Source organism: Marinobacter sp. LV10MA510-1 (assembly GCF_002563885.1).
GTDB lineage: Bacteria > Pseudomonadota > Gammaproteobacteria > Pseudomonadales > Oleiphilaceae > Marinobacter.
On sequence record NZ_PDJA01000001.1, the window covers coordinates 97,863 to 113,499 of the forward strand.

The 15,637-nt window shown below is 51.5% G+C and carries 13 protein-coding genes, 1 tRNA gene and 1 riboswitch; of the genes, 6 read left to right on the plus strand and 8 right to left on the minus strand.

Translation table 11 applies throughout. From position 1 onward, the window contains the following. Nucleotides 1-117: 117 nt before the first annotated feature. From ATI45_RS00440 to ATI45_RS00455, 4 genes are all read right to left on the minus strand, one after another. The gene (locus ATI45_RS00440) at nt 118-789 is read right to left on the minus strand and encodes a DUF1826 domain-containing protein (protein ID WP_098417805.1); all 672 of its coding nucleotides are present in this window, start codon (nt 787-789) and stop codon (nt 118-120) included. Then, nucleotides 786-1,997, minus strand: a complete 1,212-nt coding sequence (zigA, locus tag ATI45_RS00445) for a zinc metallochaperone GTPase ZigA (RefSeq protein ID WP_098421594.1) — start codon at nt 1,995-1,997, stop codon at nt 786-788. The genes ATI45_RS00440 and zigA overlap by 4 nt, the downstream gene beginning before the upstream one ends. 252 nt (nt 1,998-2,249) lie before the next feature. Beyond that, the gene (locus tag ATI45_RS00450; RefSeq protein WP_098417806.1) at nt 2,250-3,482 is read right to left on the minus strand and encodes a D-amino acid dehydrogenase; all 1,233 of its coding nucleotides are present in this window, start codon (nt 3,480-3,482) and stop codon (nt 2,250-2,252) included. A 163-nt stretch (nt 3,483-3,645) separates the two neighbouring features. Then, a riboswitch (glycine riboswitch) is annotated at nt 3,646-3,745 on the minus strand. Nucleotides 3,746-3,756: 11 nt separating this feature from the next. Then, complete coding sequence (locus ATI45_RS00455) at nt 3,757-4,056, minus strand: hypothetical protein (RefSeq protein WP_098417807.1); 300 nt, start codon at nt 4,054-4,056, stop codon at nt 3,757-3,759. A gap of 164 nt (nt 4,057-4,220) precedes the next feature. Here ATI45_RS00455 and ATI45_RS00460 point away from each other — a divergent pair, with 164 nt between their 5' ends. The 3 genes from ATI45_RS00460 to betA all read left to right on the plus strand — a co-directional run bounded on the left by ATI45_RS00460 (nt 4,221) and on the right by betA (nt 8,611). Next, on the plus strand, nt 4,221-4,520 hold the full coding sequence (locus ATI45_RS00460) for an aldehyde dehydrogenase family protein (protein ID WP_098417808.1): 300 nt from the start codon (nt 4,221-4,223) through the stop codon (nt 4,518-4,520). A gap of 220 nt (nt 4,521-4,740) precedes the next feature. After that, nucleotides 4,741-6,756, plus strand: a complete 2,016-nt coding sequence (gene betT, locus ATI45_RS00465) for a choline BCCT transporter BetT (protein WP_098421595.1) — start codon at nt 4,741-4,743, stop codon at nt 6,754-6,756. A 148-nt stretch (nt 6,757-6,904) separates the two neighbouring features. Continuing rightward, entirely contained in the window at nt 6,905-8,611 is a 1,707-nt protein-coding gene (betA, locus tag ATI45_RS00470; RefSeq protein WP_098417809.1) for a choline dehydrogenase, read from the plus strand. Nucleotides 8,612-8,997: 386 nt separating this feature from the next. Here betA and ATI45_RS00475 read toward each other — a convergent pair whose 3' ends face one another. Beyond that, the gene (locus ATI45_RS00475) at nt 8,998-9,624 is read right to left on the minus strand and encodes a site-specific integrase (protein WP_098417810.1); all 627 of its coding nucleotides are present in this window, start codon (nt 9,622-9,624) and stop codon (nt 8,998-9,000) included. A gap of 285 nt (nt 9,625-9,909) precedes the next feature. On the opposite strand from ATI45_RS00475, the gene ATI45_RS00480 reads away from it, so the two are divergent. Beyond that, nucleotides 9,910-9,986, plus strand: a tRNA-Met gene (locus tag ATI45_RS00480). A 105-nt stretch (nt 9,987-10,091) separates the two neighbouring features. Here the strand turns inward: ATI45_RS00480 and ATI45_RS00485 are convergent. Beyond that, on the minus strand, nt 10,092-12,041 hold the full coding sequence (locus tag ATI45_RS00485; RefSeq protein ID WP_098417811.1) for a GGDEF domain-containing phosphodiesterase: 1,950 nt from the start codon (nt 12,039-12,041) through the stop codon (nt 10,092-10,094). Continuing rightward, complete coding sequence (locus ATI45_RS00490) at nt 12,038-12,364, minus strand: hypothetical protein (RefSeq protein WP_143751111.1); 327 nt, start codon at nt 12,362-12,364, stop codon at nt 12,038-12,040. The genes ATI45_RS00485 and ATI45_RS00490 overlap by 4 nt, the downstream gene beginning before the upstream one ends. A gap of 377 nt (nt 12,365-12,741) precedes the next feature. Between ATI45_RS00490 and ATI45_RS00495 the strand changes: the two genes are divergently transcribed. Both ATI45_RS00495 and ATI45_RS00500 read left to right on the plus strand, forming a co-directional pair. Beyond that, nucleotides 12,742-14,826: an EAL domain-containing protein gene (locus ATI45_RS00495; protein WP_098417813.1), complete on the plus strand. Its 2,085-nt coding sequence runs from the start codon at nt 12,742-12,744 to the stop codon at nt 14,824-14,826. 23 nt (nt 14,827-14,849) lie between these two features. Then, on the plus strand, nt 14,850-15,140 hold the full coding sequence (locus ATI45_RS00500; protein WP_098417814.1) for a hypothetical protein: 291 nt from the start codon (nt 14,850-14,852) through the stop codon (nt 15,138-15,140). A 24-nt stretch (nt 15,141-15,164) separates the two neighbouring features. On the opposite strand, the gene ATI45_RS00505 is transcribed toward ATI45_RS00500, so the two are convergent. After that, the gene (locus tag ATI45_RS00505) at nt 15,165-15,629 is read right to left on the minus strand and encodes a helix-turn-helix domain-containing protein (RefSeq protein WP_098417815.1); all 465 of its coding nucleotides are present in this window, start codon (nt 15,627-15,629) and stop codon (nt 15,165-15,167) included. Between the last annotated feature and the right edge of the window lie 8 nt (nt 15,630-15,637).

A 15,637-nucleotide genomic window follows, 5' to 3' on the forward strand; every position in this document is an offset into this window, starting at 1 on the left:
TTTGGTTTGGCCGGTGGTATAGAGGCTTTGCGTGAAATAGCAGGTCTAACCTCTATAGCCACCGCCGTGCCGGTAACGGCGAATCTGGTGTTTCGGGTTAATGAATAGCATCAATGTTCATGGATTAGCTGGCGAAAGAAAATCAAAAGACAGCAGCAATCGACGCTCGTCGGGGTTCATAGAAGGCGAGCGATGAACCATACCCGCGCCCTCGTTACCCTCCCACAGCTCGCCTTTTAATAAAGCGACGTCTCCGGGTAACAACGTTTTGATATGATTTTCCGAGGGGTACAGGCCGCTTTCTTCATCGCTCAACCCGCCGTTGCCGGCGCCAAGCTTGCTGCGATTGACGATTTGATGGGGGAGCCAGTCGGTGCCTGTGCCCAGATAGGTGGTGATCATGCGGCAAGGTACCCGGTCAACATGGAACTTTGGGCACATGGCATGGGTCAGCGTCGCAAAGCGAAGGCCAATCATATTGAGTTCAAACAGGCAGCCAAACATATCAACTAAAAATCCGATGTCTTTTTGCAGGTGAGGATAGGCCGCCAGATGGGGTAGGGCTTCTTCCACATTAGGCGTGTTTGCCGCGGATATTATGGTTCGATGACTGCTGATGCCTTTTTCCTGGCTCAGAGCTTGAACTTCGGAAATTAACTCGGTGCCCACGGAGCGCCGCCAAACCGCCATGTTGACATCGTCTCGATAGATTTCTGCAAGGACATCAGGCAAGTCCCCAAAAACAGCTTGCCGCGTTCGCGATAGATTTTGTGATGCCTTTGACATCATGCCTCGGCCTCCCAGATCGGAAACGGATCGGCCAGGCGTTGCCACTGAGTCGGCCCGGCCAGCAGTTCATCGTCGTTCAGCAAGCAGTCGTTGAGCGCTTGGTTAAATTGCGACTGGTCGAGATTCTGGCCTATAAACACCAGTTCTTGCCGCATATCGCCGAAGGGGTCTTGCCAGTTTTTTTGAATCTCGTTAAGGGAGTCTTCATCTTCCGGCCACTGGTCTTTTGGCACCGCCTTCCAGAACATACCGGCAAAGCCATGGCGAGCCATGCCGCCTGCCTGGCTCCAGTGTCCGGCGAAATCGGGCCGGCTGGCGAGCCAAAAGTAGCCTTTGGAGCGAATCAGTTTGCCTTTGATACCGTTACCGTGCAGAAAGTCGTAAAACCTTTGGGGATGGAAGGGTCGGCGTGCGGTGTAGGTAAAGCTGCCGATGCCGTATTCTTCGGTTTCCGGCACGTGCTCGCCACGCATTTCCTTTAGCCACCCGGGGGCCTGCTGAGCGCGCTCGAAACTGAACTTACCTGTGCCCAACACTTGGTCGACATCTACCTGTCCGTTCTGGATAGGCACTATTTCCGCTTCGGTATTCAGTGCTTTCAGTATGGCGATCAAGCGCTGCAATGTGCCTTCGTCAACCAGATCGGTCTTGCTGATCAGGATAACGTCGGCAAACTCCACTTGATCCACCAGTAAATCGGTAACGCTGCGTTCATCCTCTTCGCCCAGATGTTCACCGGTTTCCTGCAAGTCTTTGGCCTCGTCGTAATCTCCCATGAAATTCAAGGCATCCACAACCGTCACCATGGTGTCCAGCTGGGCGATATCAGACAGACTATTGCCGTCTTCATCGGCAAAAGTGAAGGTTTCCGCGACAGGCAACGGTTCGGAGATGCCGGTAGATTCAATCAATAAATAATCAAATCGACCCTCATCAGCTAGCTTGCGTACCTCCAGCAACAAGTCTTCACGCAAGGTGCAACAGATGCAGCCGTTGCTCATTTCAATGAGTTTTTCCTCGCTACGGTTTAATTGCACCTCGTTTTTCACGTCACTGACGTCAATGTTGATTTCGCTCATGTCGTTGACAATAACTGCCACCCGACGGCCCTCTCGATTATTCAACAGGTGGCTCAAAACTGTGGTTTTGCCAGCACCAAGAAAACCCGATAGCACGGTGACGGGTAGTTTTTTGCCAGTATTTTTCATAAATTTCCGCTGCTTCTGATAAGAATTAAAAATGTTATAACATATCATAAGTCAGAGGCGAGAATAGGACAACTCCTGTTTTAACAATACTTTTGATGGGGAATAAGGCTTCGCCTACCGAGTCGGTAGGCGAACTCGTACTTCTGCGTTCATTTACAAAAGTGCGTTATGCCGGCGTAACCTGGGTGAGGTGATTGCCCTGCACATCGCTTCATATCAAGACTGAAAAACCGCCCGGGATCGAATGTTGTTTCAGCGTTTCTGGTAAGCAGGCGCCGTTTCAACGGCCTCAGCCAGCATCTCGGCGGTAATGGCTGACAGGGTCCAACCCAAATGGCCGTGACCAGTATTGTAGAACACCGTCGGCAGGCGACCCGGGCCAACGCGCGGCATCATAGTGGGAAGCATAGGGCGCAGACCTGCCCATGGCACAACGCGCCGGGTACTGACACCGGGGAAGCATTGCTCAACCCAACGGGTGAGCGGGCGAATACGGTCATCCCGGATGTTGCGATTGTAGCCGTTGAATTCCGCCGTACCCGCAATACGGAAACGATCATCGCCCAACCGGCTGGTGACCAGTTTGGTAGCATCGTCCAGCAGGCTGACGGTTGGTGCCGCTTGCCGAGACGCTTCGTCGTCCAGTTCAACCGTGATGGAATAGCCCTTCACCGGATAAATGTTAACGCGGTCGCCCAGCTTCGCCGCCAGCTCCTTGCTGCCGACGCCAGCGCAAACCACGACACCGTCGAAGGTGTTACGAATCTGTTGTTCGCCATCAAAAGACGTTACCCAGGCATGGGATTGATCTGCGCTCAGCTCGGTAACCGTGTGGCCGTAACACGTTTTGACGCCGCGGCGCTGGATGGCATCGGCCAGGCCGCTGGTAAACTTGTGAATATCACCCGTGGAATCGCTTTCAGTGAAAAAGCCACCGTAGTAGGTGCCAGCCAGGGTGGGTTCGATGGCCTTCATTTCATCGGGGGTGACGGCCCGGCGTTCCAGACCTCCTGCTGCCAGCAATTTCGAGACCTTTGCCGCGTGGTCAAAGCCGGCCTTGTCGCGATAGATATGCAGAATGCCCTGTTCCTTTAAGTCGAAATCAATACCTTCTTCTTTTGCCCATGAAAACAGATGCTCACGGGCAGCGATCGCCATGCGGGTGGTTTCAGTGGTGTTTTTCTCGTACTGGGGAATGGCCGCGATAAACTCGGCAAACCAGCTCATCTTGTGCCAGGAGGGCTTGGGATTCACCAGCAGCGGGGCATCGCTGTGGAACATCCATTTCATGCCTTTGATCACGGTCTGCCAGTTGTTCCAGACTTCGGCATTGGACGCCGAGAGTTGTCCGCCGTTCGCGAAAGACGTTTCCATAGCCGCATAACGATGCTTTTCATAGACGGTGACGTCGAAGCCGCGCTTCGTTAAAGAATAAGCGGTGGTGATGCCGGTGATGCCACCGCCAATAACTGCAATATGTTTCATAACAATCTCCAGAGAGCGCCCAGGGTTGGCTGCCTACCCAAAATGGTAGAAGCACCCCTTCCGTCTCTGGACCTGAGAGATTCACGAGCCGTTTCAGTAAAACCGGCCGCTTGCTCCTTCGGTGTGCCAAGTGACGCAGTCATCGGCAGCTCTTCGGAAAGTTATCGTGTTAGCGGTCCCTTTTGCCTGAGAGTTTCCGGGGCAGTTGCTCCTTCGGCGCCGGCCACACAGCTGTGTGGCACAGTCTCTCCCGCTAACACCTATAATCTGCAGTTTACGTCAGTTTGATGCGCAATAAAAAGAGCAGGCTCGTTTTGCGCATCGGTTGCAGCAAGAGACGATGCTGCTTCATGAATTTATCTATTACAAGCCCCATTTGCGCCTGACAGTAGACAGCGTCAACTAGCTTGGCTATTGCCGGCAGGCGTTCAACGCCTTCGAGACCAAGCAGTGACCAATCAGGAGGACGCCGCTTGAATGTGATCAGGAATCGTCGTTCTGATTCTGTTAATGATGAATTGACAAGATAAACAAGATAAACAAGGCGATCCACGACATCCAGATCCATAGTCATGCCACGAAAACCTTATTCTCTCGTGTTTGTGGGCATGACGTGACTGGTGCCTGGCCCTTCTTAGCTCGATCGACCTTAAAATAAATCTTTCCCGGGCTTTGTAGAAATGGCGAAATAGTAGCCTATACTTTTTGCGTGAGGTACGTTCTTACAGGAGGTGCACCATGGGCAAAATAGAACGCCGTGGATTGTGGATCGCCGGAGAATCCGTCAGCGGGGAGCAGTCCCGATGGTTCGCCACGATGAATCCGGCAACGAATGAGGTCATCTGCGAGGTGGCCGAAGCCGGCGATGAGGATGTGGATTCCGGGGCAGACTGCCTCAAGTACTGCGCAGGCCAGGCCTCGTCTCTGCAGGGCGAGTACCAGCAACTCAACGGCGCCTTTTTCTATACCCGCCCCAAGCCTCTTGGCGTCTGCGCCGGTATAGGCGCCTGGAATTATCCCATTCAGATTGCCTGCTGATATCACTCCCGTCGAGATGCCTTTCGGCGGGCACTGGAGCATTACATACGACTGAAAAGTGTTTACGTTGCAACCGAAGACGTGGACCCACCTTACTGACCCATTCTATAGAAGGATCTGGCCATTATGGTTATGGGGCGGGCCCGGAATGTTTGCCTGAGAGTTCGGAGGAAAACTCCGGTGCCGTCTCTGAACGGAGTGCGCAATAGTGAAGCAGCAAATGAAGGAATCTGGTGATCGGCTCAACCCGGTGGTCTTCTTCGGGTCCTCAATCCTCATCGTGGTGTTCGCCTTGTGGACGATGTTTTTCACCGAGAATGCCGAGGGTCTGATCAACACGCTTCTCGGCTGGGTCTCGGACACCTTCGGGTGGTACTACTTTCTGACTGTGGTGGCCTACCTGGTTTTCGTGATTTTCATCGCGGCATCGCGCTTCGGTGACATCCGCCTGGGCCCGGATCACTCCAAGCCCGAGTTCAACCTGGTCTCTTGGGCATCCATGCTATTTGCCGCGGGTATCGGGATTGATCTGTTGTTTTTCTGTATTTCCGAACCGGTCTCACAGTTCCTCAATCCGCCTCAGGGTGAGGGTGGTACGGTGGAGGCAGCACGCCATGCGATGGAACTGACGTTTCTGCACTGGGGCATTTCCGGCTGGGGCATCTACACCCTGGTGGGCATGTCGCTGGCCTACTTCAGTTACCGGCACAAGCTGCCACTGACCATCCGGTCTGCGCTCTACCCCGTTTTCGGCGAGCGTATTTATGGGCCGATCGGACATGCGGTGGACATTGCCGCAGTGCTTGGCACCGTGTTCGGGATTGCCACCAGTCTCGGTATTGGCGTCATCCAGCTCAACTATGGCCTGTCTACAATGTTCGGCCTTCCCGAAAGCACCTGGATCCAGGCACTGCTGGTGACCATGATCGTGGTGTTCGCCACGTTATCAGCCGTCAGTGGCGTGGAGCGGGGAATCCGGCGCCTGTCGGAGTTCAACATGCTGTTGGCCACTGCCCTGATGATCTTCGTGCTGTTTGCGGGGCCGACTCTGTTCCTGCTGAATGCCTTTGTTCTGAACGTGGGGGATTATGTCAGCAATTTTATCAGCCTGTCCTTTAATACCTACGCCCATGACCAACCCGAGGATTGGCTGAATGCCTGGACGCTCTTCTTCTGGGCGTGGTGGATCGCTTGGGGGCCATTCGTTGGCCTGTTCCTGGCGCGCATTTCCCGGGGACGGACCATCCGCCAGTTCACCATAGGGACACTGATACTACCGCTGACATTCATGATGATCTGGATGTCGATCATGGGCAACAGTGCCATTGACATGGTGATGAAAGGTGCCCAGGAATTCGGTGAGCTCGCTGTCGAAACGCCGGCCTCGTCGATCTACATATTCATGCAGAGCCTGCCCTGGGCCGGGGTCACCACTATTGTGGTATCCATCCTGGCTCTTGTCTTCTTCGTCACTTCCGGCGATTCGGGGGCGCTGGTGCTGTCCAACTTAACCTCCATCCTCACGGATGTGAACCATGACGCCCCGATCTGGATGCGCATCCTCTGGGCGGTGATCATCGGCCTGCTGACCCTGGCACTGCTGATGGCCGGCGGGCTGGGCGCCCTTCAGGGCACGGTGGTCATTATGGGGCTGCCATTCTCGGTGGTGCTGTTCTTCATGATGTTTGGCCTGTTCAGGGCTCTCAAGACCGAATCACTCAAGCACGGCATGAGTCCCATGCACGGGATGCCCACGGCCGCCGAAGGCAAATCGCTGTCCTGGCGCCAGCGGCTTGCCCGGGCCATGAGCTTTCCGGATCGGAAGGGCGCCCTCAAGTTCATGGATGAGACGGTGCGCCCGGCCATGGAGGAGATCCGTGACGAGCTTCGAAACAAGGGCGTGGCGGCGGATATTCAACGGGACAAGGATGAGCCCCATCTTTCGCTGGACGTAGACCTTGGCAACGATGGCCACTTCACCTATCAGGTTTGGCCACGGTCAGTTCCAATGCCCGCGTTCGCCATTCGACCACATTCCGAGACCAGCACTTATTACCGGTTGGAAGTACACCTGATTAATGGCGGCCAGGGTTACGACCTAATGGACTACGGTCGCTCCCAGATCATCGAGGATATTCTCGATCAGTATGAGCGTCATCTGGCCTATCTGCAGCGCCTCCGAGAAGCGCCGGGCGATGTCTCCATGCCGGGTCTGGGCGATCCTGTAAAAGAGTGAAAGCATGTGCCGAACGCCAAATGACCTTCAACGATCAGAAAAGGAGTTTGCACATGCGTAATACACGAGTCGATGCGGCAGGTGTTGACCAGGCAACAAGGCTCCAGGCACATCCTTTTTCAGGCCAAGCACAGGGGAGTATTGTCACGTGACTGATGAAAGTTTCGACCGGACAGCCGACTATGTCATCATCGGAGCCGGTTCGGCCGGCTCTGTTCTGGCCAACCGACTGAGTGCCGATGGCAACAGCAACGTTTTGGTGCTGGAATTCGGTGGCAGGGACAACTCGATCTATATCCAGATGCCGCTGGCATTCTCCATTCCGCTGAACAAGCCCCGCTTCGACTGGCAACTGCATACGGAACCCGAACCCGGACTTAACCACCGCTCCCTGCACCAGGCCCGCGGTAAAGTTATCGGAGGCTCCTCGTCCATCAATGGTATGGCCTACGTCCGGGGCTCGGCGGGCGACTTCGAGGAATGGGAGTCCCTGGGTGCCGAAGGATGGGGGTATGCTGATGTACTGCCATACTTTCGCAGGGCCGAGGATTGTGTCTATGGAGCGGATGCCTACCGGGATACCGATGGGCCAGTGGGGGTGTGTAATGGCAACAACATGCGCAACCCGCTCTATCGGGCGTTCATCCAGGCCGGGGATGAAGCTGGCTACGGCCGCACCGAGGACTACAACGGCTACCGTCAGGAGGGCTTCGGCCGCATGGACATGAGTGTCCGGAACGGTGTGCGATCATCCACCGCCAACGCCTACCTGAAACCGGCCCTCAAACGCAGCAACCTGTCGCTGGAGATGCATGCCCTGACACGGCGGATCATTATGGAAGGAAAGCGAGCCGTGGGAGTGGAGTACCAGCAGAAGGGCCAAATTTTCCGGGTGGCGGCACGGAAGGAAGTGCTGGTCTGCGCCAGCGCTTTCAATTCCCCCAAGCTACTGATGCTCTCCGGCATCGGGCCTGCGGAACAGCTTCGCGAACATGGCATTGAGGTGGTCCATGACCTGCCCGGGGTGGGGGAGAATCTCCACGATCATCTCGAAGTCTGGGTCCAGCACCGCTGCACCCAGAAAATCACGCTCAATGGCTGGTTGAATCCATTGGCTCAGGCCTGGATCGGCGCCCGCTGGCTGTTGACTCGCACGGGCCTGGGAGCGAGCAACCAGTTTGAATCCAATGGCTACATACGCAGCCGGCCGGGCCTTCGCTATGCCGACCTGCAGTATCATTTCCTGGCCGGGGCGATCGCCTATGACGGCTCCAGTGCCGTGAAAGGACACGGTTTCCAAGTACATCTGGGCGCCAACAAGCCAAAAAGCCGGGGCTGGGTGAGATTGCGCTCCGCTGATCCGGAAGATCCGCCACGGATATTCTTCAATTATCTCTCGGATGAGGCCGACAGACAGGCGTACCGGGATGGTCTCCGCCTTACCCGTGAGCTATTCGCCCAACCGGCTTTCGATCCCTTCCGCGGAGAAGAGGTTTCTCCGGGGTCGGACGTAACAACAGACGACGAGATTGATGACTGGGTTGCCGGCAGCGCCGAGACCGCCTACCACCCCTGCGGCACCTGCCGCATGGGCACTGACGAACTGGCGGTGGTCGACACCGAGTGCCGGGTACACGGTGTGGAAAACCTGCGGGTTGTGGATTCCTCAATCATGCCCGCAGTAACCAACGGCAATATCAATGCCCCCACAATCATGATCGGCGAAAAGGCCGCCGATCACATACTCGGAAAAGGGCTCCTAGAACTGTCCGGGTCCGCTTCATACGCAGCCCCGGACGGGGGTACGAAACAGCGCGAAGGAACACCGCGGCGGCGAGCTGACGAGGTGGAGTAACAGCCCGGCATGCCCTGGTGAAAAGTCATGTCTGATGGACTTCCTGGCAGAAGCCGTTTGCTCGCTACCTATTCCCAAGCATTCCGATAAAATAAGAAGCAACGGAAGCGGAAGTGTTTGGGTGCAGAAAAGCTGCACGTCAAAAAATCGTTAAGTGAATTGATGCGAATCAGAGGGCGATGGGGGATTTATGTACCCGACCTGTACCCAGCCAGAAACGAAAAAGGGCACACCCGAAGATGCGCCCTAAGTCGTTGGAATATGGTCGGGACGGTAGGATTTGAACCTACTATAGACATCTCACCGTCCTCTCTCGCACAGTAAATCAGACGGTTACGTGCGTAGAGGTGCGGTACTAAGGTCAGATTGGGACAAGTTTTGGGACATCACTTTTTTTCCAAGGTGAGCTTCAACTTTTCCATTTCACGATAACTTTCTTCGCCATTCAACCACTTGGCGTATGTGGTCAACAGAACGATAATGCTGTGCCCGAGTTGGTTCGCTACGAAGGCAGGCGCCATCCCGGCCATTAGACATTGCGTGGCATAAGTGTGGCGCGTGTTATAGGTTCTCCTGTGTCGCATGCCTAATGCCTGTAGAGCGGCGGTGAAGACCACTCGTGGTGGCTTGTCGGTGAGCCATGCGTCGCCTGTCCTCGGGCTTCGGAAAATCTCTTCGCCGAGCTGACAGGTAAGTTTCTTCGCCTCTTGTAATGCTTCTTGCGCGCGATCATTCAGTAAGACCTCACGATTTTTTTTGGTTTTGGTTTTGGTTTTGGTTTTGGTTTGAAGGTTGAGCTTACCGTCAGTGCGTGTTTTGCTCACCATTGCTACACCTCGATTCCAGTCAATATCCTTCCAGGTCAGAGCTAACATCTCAGAAGTTCGCATTCCAGTCCAGAATGCAAATTGGATGTACGTGGCGTAAATCTTCTCATTTGCATTATATTTATTGTAAAGGTAGTCAATTGTTTTTTCAGCCTCTTCAATTGTAAATGGATCGTAACTATTCAGCTCAAATTTTCTAAAAAAGTTCTTGACAGGGTTTTGACTTCAATTCCGAGAACTTTGGCCGCACTCAGTGCGAGGCCATAAAGTCGTGCGCAGAACCTCCACCATCCTCTCGGTGCAGTCTTGTGCTGTCGCTCATCCCTTGGGCGCAGTGGCCTTGAAAAAGTCGCTCAAATCCGCGCTCAGGACGAAAAATTCGACCTGAAAAAGTCGTGCGATAATAACATTGTGGACAACTGGGTTGAAAATCACCGCTAACGGCGTACTCATAGTATAAAGTTCTCACAGCGCGGGGTGGAGCAGTCTGGTAGCTCGTCGGGCTCATAACCCGAAGGTCGTAGGTTCGAATCCTGCCCCCGCTACCATATTTAAAAAGCAGATCAGTAAATTACTGATCTGCTTTTTTTCTTGCCAAAATCCCGTCTTGCCTTCAGCTTGCGACTGGCTGCTCTATGTTGCTATTGGATAGACTAGCCTGTGATCAGTTTCTCAACTGCTATGTCATGGGCTTTCTCTACCATTAACAGGTGGTGGAACAGTTTGGCTTCCATTGGCATGTAATAGTAAAAGCCCTGAACGTAGTCAGCGCCGTGCCGGATGGCAATATCACCTTGCTCGCGAGTTTCGATACCCTCAACAATGGTTTGCACACCCATTTTACTGGCAATGCTAATAATTCCCGCCAAAAATTGGCTTTTTTTGGCGTTTGTCTCGATGTCGGCCACAAAACAACGATCAATCTTAAGCTTGTCAATTTCCAATCGATGCAGATACTCAAGCGATGAATATCCGGTTCCGAAGTCATCCAGCGCGAATTGGATGCCCATGCCACGAATTTTTTGGATCACGGGAACGCTTCGCTTGAAATCGATAGCAGCATTGTCTTCAGTGACCTCAAGGCATATCTGGCGGGCTGGAATGTGACGACTGAGCAAATGTGCTTTAAGAATATCCGGCAGTTGCTCACAAATCATGGACGGGTTCAGATTGATCGATAAAAATCCGTTAAAATTCATTGTTGAGAATAAATGTGCAGACTCCAAAGCTGCTTGACGCAAAATCCAGATCCCCAAGTCCTTGCCCAGGCCGTTTTGCTCACAAATATTGACAATCTGATTGGGCGGGATGTCAATTTCATCATTTAAGCGGCCCCGCAGAAGAACTTCAGCACCGGCAATCCGGGTACTGAACATCGCCGTCACGATGGGCTGATACACAAGCCAGAGTTTCAAGTCGCCCTTGTTGTGACGAAGCAGTTTGACCAATCCCCGCAAAATTTTTGCCCTGGTATTAAATGCTAAGCGCATTTCGTCGTCGCTTATACGGTAGTTGATCTGTTTTTCAAGGGCATAGTTAAGCGCTCTGAGAGCGTTACGGTGGCGCGTATGCCAGTGTCGAGTTGTATGTTTGTCGCAAACAGCAGAGTCCACGCCCGCAACGAAGCGTATAGGAACCTTGGTATTGCCTATCGTCCATTCAAAATTAGCTCTATCTATCAGTTGATCGATAATCGGTCCACAGTTATTCGGTGAGCTATTTTTCTTAACAATGACAAACTCGCAGTAAGACGTATGAATCAGTAAATCGTGCTTTTGAATGCTGTTGCTTAACCGCTCCGCGCAGAGTCGAACTAACGTATCAGCCTCTGCGCCGCCGTGTTCTGTCAGGATTTGCTGGGAGTTTTGAATCTCCACGGCAATGTAAGTGTCTGATTCGTTGACAACACATTTACGCTGCAGGTAGTTGCGGTTATAAGTTCGCGTAATTGAATCCATTACGAATTTTTTACGTATATGAATCAAAGAAAAGGCGCAATAGACAAGCACACCCCAGAGCATGACTAGCAACCCTACTTTTATAATCCGGATTTGGTTCAGGTCTCTGTCAAGCTGCTCGGTTATATTGCCACTTTCACCGTCTATTAAATTTTTGATTACCATCTGTCTGATGTCCACGTTGATGCCATCCCATCGTTCATGGATAAGCGCCAGCGTGGCAGCGTCTGAGGTGCCGCCAGCAATGTCCGCGACTGGCTGGCTCAGTTGATTAAACCGGGTATAAAGATCTTCAATACTCTCTGTATTAGAGTCGACGCGCCGAAGCACAGATGCCTCGACGCTATTTAAAAGATAAGTAAAGCGATTCCACAAAATGTCATAGTGGATCGTCAGCGATAACGGGTTTGCAAGCTCTGAATCTACCAGCAACAGATATCTGTCAAACATGCTGGCTTCATTGCGGAGCTGTGCTAGGTTCAACGAGGCTAAATGGATATCCTGCAACGACACGTAGTTGCGTTCGCGAGCGTTCAGATTCATAAAACTGGATGCAACAAACAACAGTGCTAGGCAAACGAGAACGCCGATCGTTATTTTGTAGGAAAACAGCCGGTGTAAAACGTTAGAGCTCGACCAGATCACTGCGACTCTCCAATAATAATATCGCTGAGTTGCCAACTCATTAGTCGATAAAAATCTTCGTTTTCCAGGTCTGGCCTCTTGATCAGCGGGAAAATGATCCAGAACGGCCCGCGATCCCTGATCGACATCGGAAGATCGTTTTTTCTTGTCGCCACGATGGCGTCGGCGTGTTTTAGCTTGCCGAACGTGGTTTGAGTGGAATAGTTGTTGAACGCAACAAGTTTTAGAGGAGTACTTTGAAAAAATACCCCGAGTACGTCAGAAAATGCAGTTAAATTTCCTTTGCAGTTTTTGATGAGTGTAGGCGTTTTCATGTGGCTCACTCTAACCTCCCTCCTCGAATACTAAAAATTTATAGACATATTACATTAAAATAGTACGTTTTTCTCGTCTATTCGATCCAGAATCGAAAATTCCAAATTCCAAATTTCAAACCGTTTTTATCGGTATAAACTCTAATTATTATATAATAATCAGAAGGTTAGTTTTTATTTCAATGTTTCAGAGTGATTTTTTAGCCATGATTTTAGGTCGATTAAAAAATTTCAAGAATAGAATTTTGTCAGATTTTTTTCTGTTTTGAAATTTTTTATTCATTAATAGTAATATAAAGTCCAAATATTATTGACAATATAGGTTTAGAAACACTACATTTTCACTATAAAAAGGCCTCACAAAAAGTTGGCGTGAAAATGCAGCTATGATGTTGATCAAAGGTGGCAAGAAGTCTGTTGATACAGGTCGGCCAGTTTCGACAAAGGGGCCGAGTGCCCCTATGTTCTATTCGCAGGTTTTTTACGAGTTGCCTATCCCGGGTTTCATTGTAGATGTCGAAGCCGGTAGCAAGATCGTCGATGCCAACTGGGCCGCAGTCGATGCGTTCGACACAATGCCGTCAAAAATTATTGGTTTTGCATTTGCTGAGTTGTTTGTTGTTAATTCCCCGGACAGTTGTCTCGACTACGACCAGTTGCCTTCAATTGGTAGCGAATTTACATGCCATTTCATGGAATCAGGTTCACAGTCTTCCATCGAAGTTTCGGGTGTCTCACGCTTTGATATTGACGGGAAAACGTTCGCCACTATACTTTTCCGCCTCAAAAAACTGTCCGACAGGGTTCAGGCAGACCTGCAAGAGCGAATGTTTCTGGATATTCAATCAGGCTTGCCGAATGGCTTCGCGGCAAAGCGCAAGCTGGAAATGTTTGGCCAGACAGGCTTAAGGCAGTCCAGAATTTATGCGGTCGCCATTTTTTCACTTGAAAACTGGCAGCAAACCAAGGTGCTGCCAGAGGTCAAAGTTGCTGCCATCATTTTAAAGTTGGCGCTGCGTATAAAACTTTGGGAGGAGCGCGGCGTTTTCTTGTCGCGTCACGAAAAAAATGGTTTTCTTATTATTTTGCAAGACAGGGCAGACTATAAAAAAATCCTGGAAAATATTTTTGGCGACTTGTCAGAGCCCGTGGTGTTAGAAGGCAATATCTACACTTTTCCGGTAAATGCGGGCGTTTATGTCTGGAGCGTTTGGGAGCCCCCCGTGGCGCTCGAAATGCTGACCAAGGCCCGCGAGGCCCATTACCAGTCACTACTGATTGGCCCAAACAGGTGGTGTTTTTACAGCGAGGGCAAAAATCGCAAAGACTGGCAAAAAATTGAAGGCCGGCGCATTACCGATGCATTTCGCCGCGGGAACTTCTGTCTGTACTTCCAGCCGTTGGTGCAATTTAACTCTGCAGTTCCCCATAGTGCAGAAGCGTTGCTGCGCTGGAATGACCCAGGCAAAGGCATTAAAGAGCCTGTTGAGTTTTTGGCCAAATTAAAAAGCCTACCTATTTATGACGATATCAGCCTTTGGGTATTGGACCTGGCGCTCATCACGCTAGAGCGTTGGTACAAGTCCGGTCATTACACAAAGCTGTGCATCAATATTGAAGCAGTGCAGTTGGCGAAACCTGAGTTCGTTGAGCGAATGTTGAATGTCATGAATGGGTTTTCGTCCAGAGCCTTCAGTTTTCTCAGTATTGATATTGTAAATAGTAGCAAGCTAGATGATTGTGGTGCCCTGGTGTCTTCACTTCGAGCGCTTGGCGCTTACGGCGTGGATTTCTCAGTTGATGATTTTGTTTTCAGCGATGCTCGGCTGTTGGAAGCCAAACCGGTTTCGGTACGGTCGTTAAAGATAGCCCGCCACTGTGTGAAAAACCTGGAGCACAATCTAACCGACATGCGTTTGGTGCGAAACGTGGTTTGCTTGGCCGCTCGGCACGGAGTAACCGTGTATGCCAAAGGCGTCGAGCGTTCCGCCCAACATAACGTATTGAAGGCTTTGGGGTGTGACGGTGTGCAGGGTTATTTGCAGTCGGGCCCCTTGGTGGAAGCCGACTTTTTGAGTTACTTGGCGACATGTGATCAACCAGAAAATGCGGCGGAAGACGCTGAGTATCTGAAAGGTTTCTCAGAGGCTTTGTCTAATGCCCGTCGTACGCTTCAGGATCAACTTTGGGCCTGCCTTAATACCTGCAATGTTCAACTAATTTCAGAATCTGTGCTGCAATCGTTACTGATCACAATGAGTGACATTGAAGCGCGAGAGTGTTTGACGGAAAAAGGAATCAGCAAGGTTAAAACAGCCGAACAAGCTGCGCGTCACATACTGAAATTGACCAGCAAAGCAACAACGCTGCCTTCTACTGAAGACGATGAGAAGAAGAGAGATAGGCTGCTGCTCAGAATTCTTGTTTCGCTTAGTGACCTGGTTGTTGCTCTTGACAGCATTATTGAGTAAGACGCAAGGGGTGGGGTGATCATATGCAAAACAGGTACAATCAGGCGTCGGCGCTGCTAGGCCTTGCTATTTTATTGTTATCTTGCGCTTTGTACGTTCTTTTTCTTGAAAAGCTTTATGTTCTCGCCGTTTTTCTTTTACTACTGGATTTGCTGGTAGTGTACCTGGCGTTAAGCCTTATCAAACAATTTGCCAAGGATGACACCGGAAAAAATAAATTTTATCCGGTGAGGGCCAGTAATAAAGACATTGTTTTGAGTGTGAAAGTAGCTAAAGACGAATTGCTAATCAGAGCAGAACGCCCTTTTTATTAACGTTGTACCCAGCAAAATCACGCATCAGGCCGTCTTCTTGCTCGGCATGCTGCCTTCGCTTTCCTGGTTGTCGAAAAACTGTGCCTGTAGGGTTTCGAATCGGTGCTCCAGCGCACGCAACCGTTGTCGGTGTGCTGCCTCGCTTAGAATATCTTCTAAATCTTCGTGGGGTAAGCTCTCAAGAATTTCGTAAATCTGCATTCGTATGACCGAATCTTCACCCGTTGCGTTGGGATTAAAGGTGGCGGGGCTGGCTGATTTGTCGCGCATCATGTGGCCTTCGCCATACAGAAGCCAGTCTAAAGAAGCGCCTTTGGTTTTCGCGCACTCTGCGCACAGTGCGTAAGGAACCGCTGCGCGTTGCCTCCAGGAGCTTAGCGTTTGTGGACTGATCGCGAGCGCTCGCGCTAGGTCAGCGTCCCGTTCGACGCCAAAAATCTTCTTCATCCTCGAAAGTACGGTATCTACCTCAGAGCTCATACTGTTCATACGCGCCT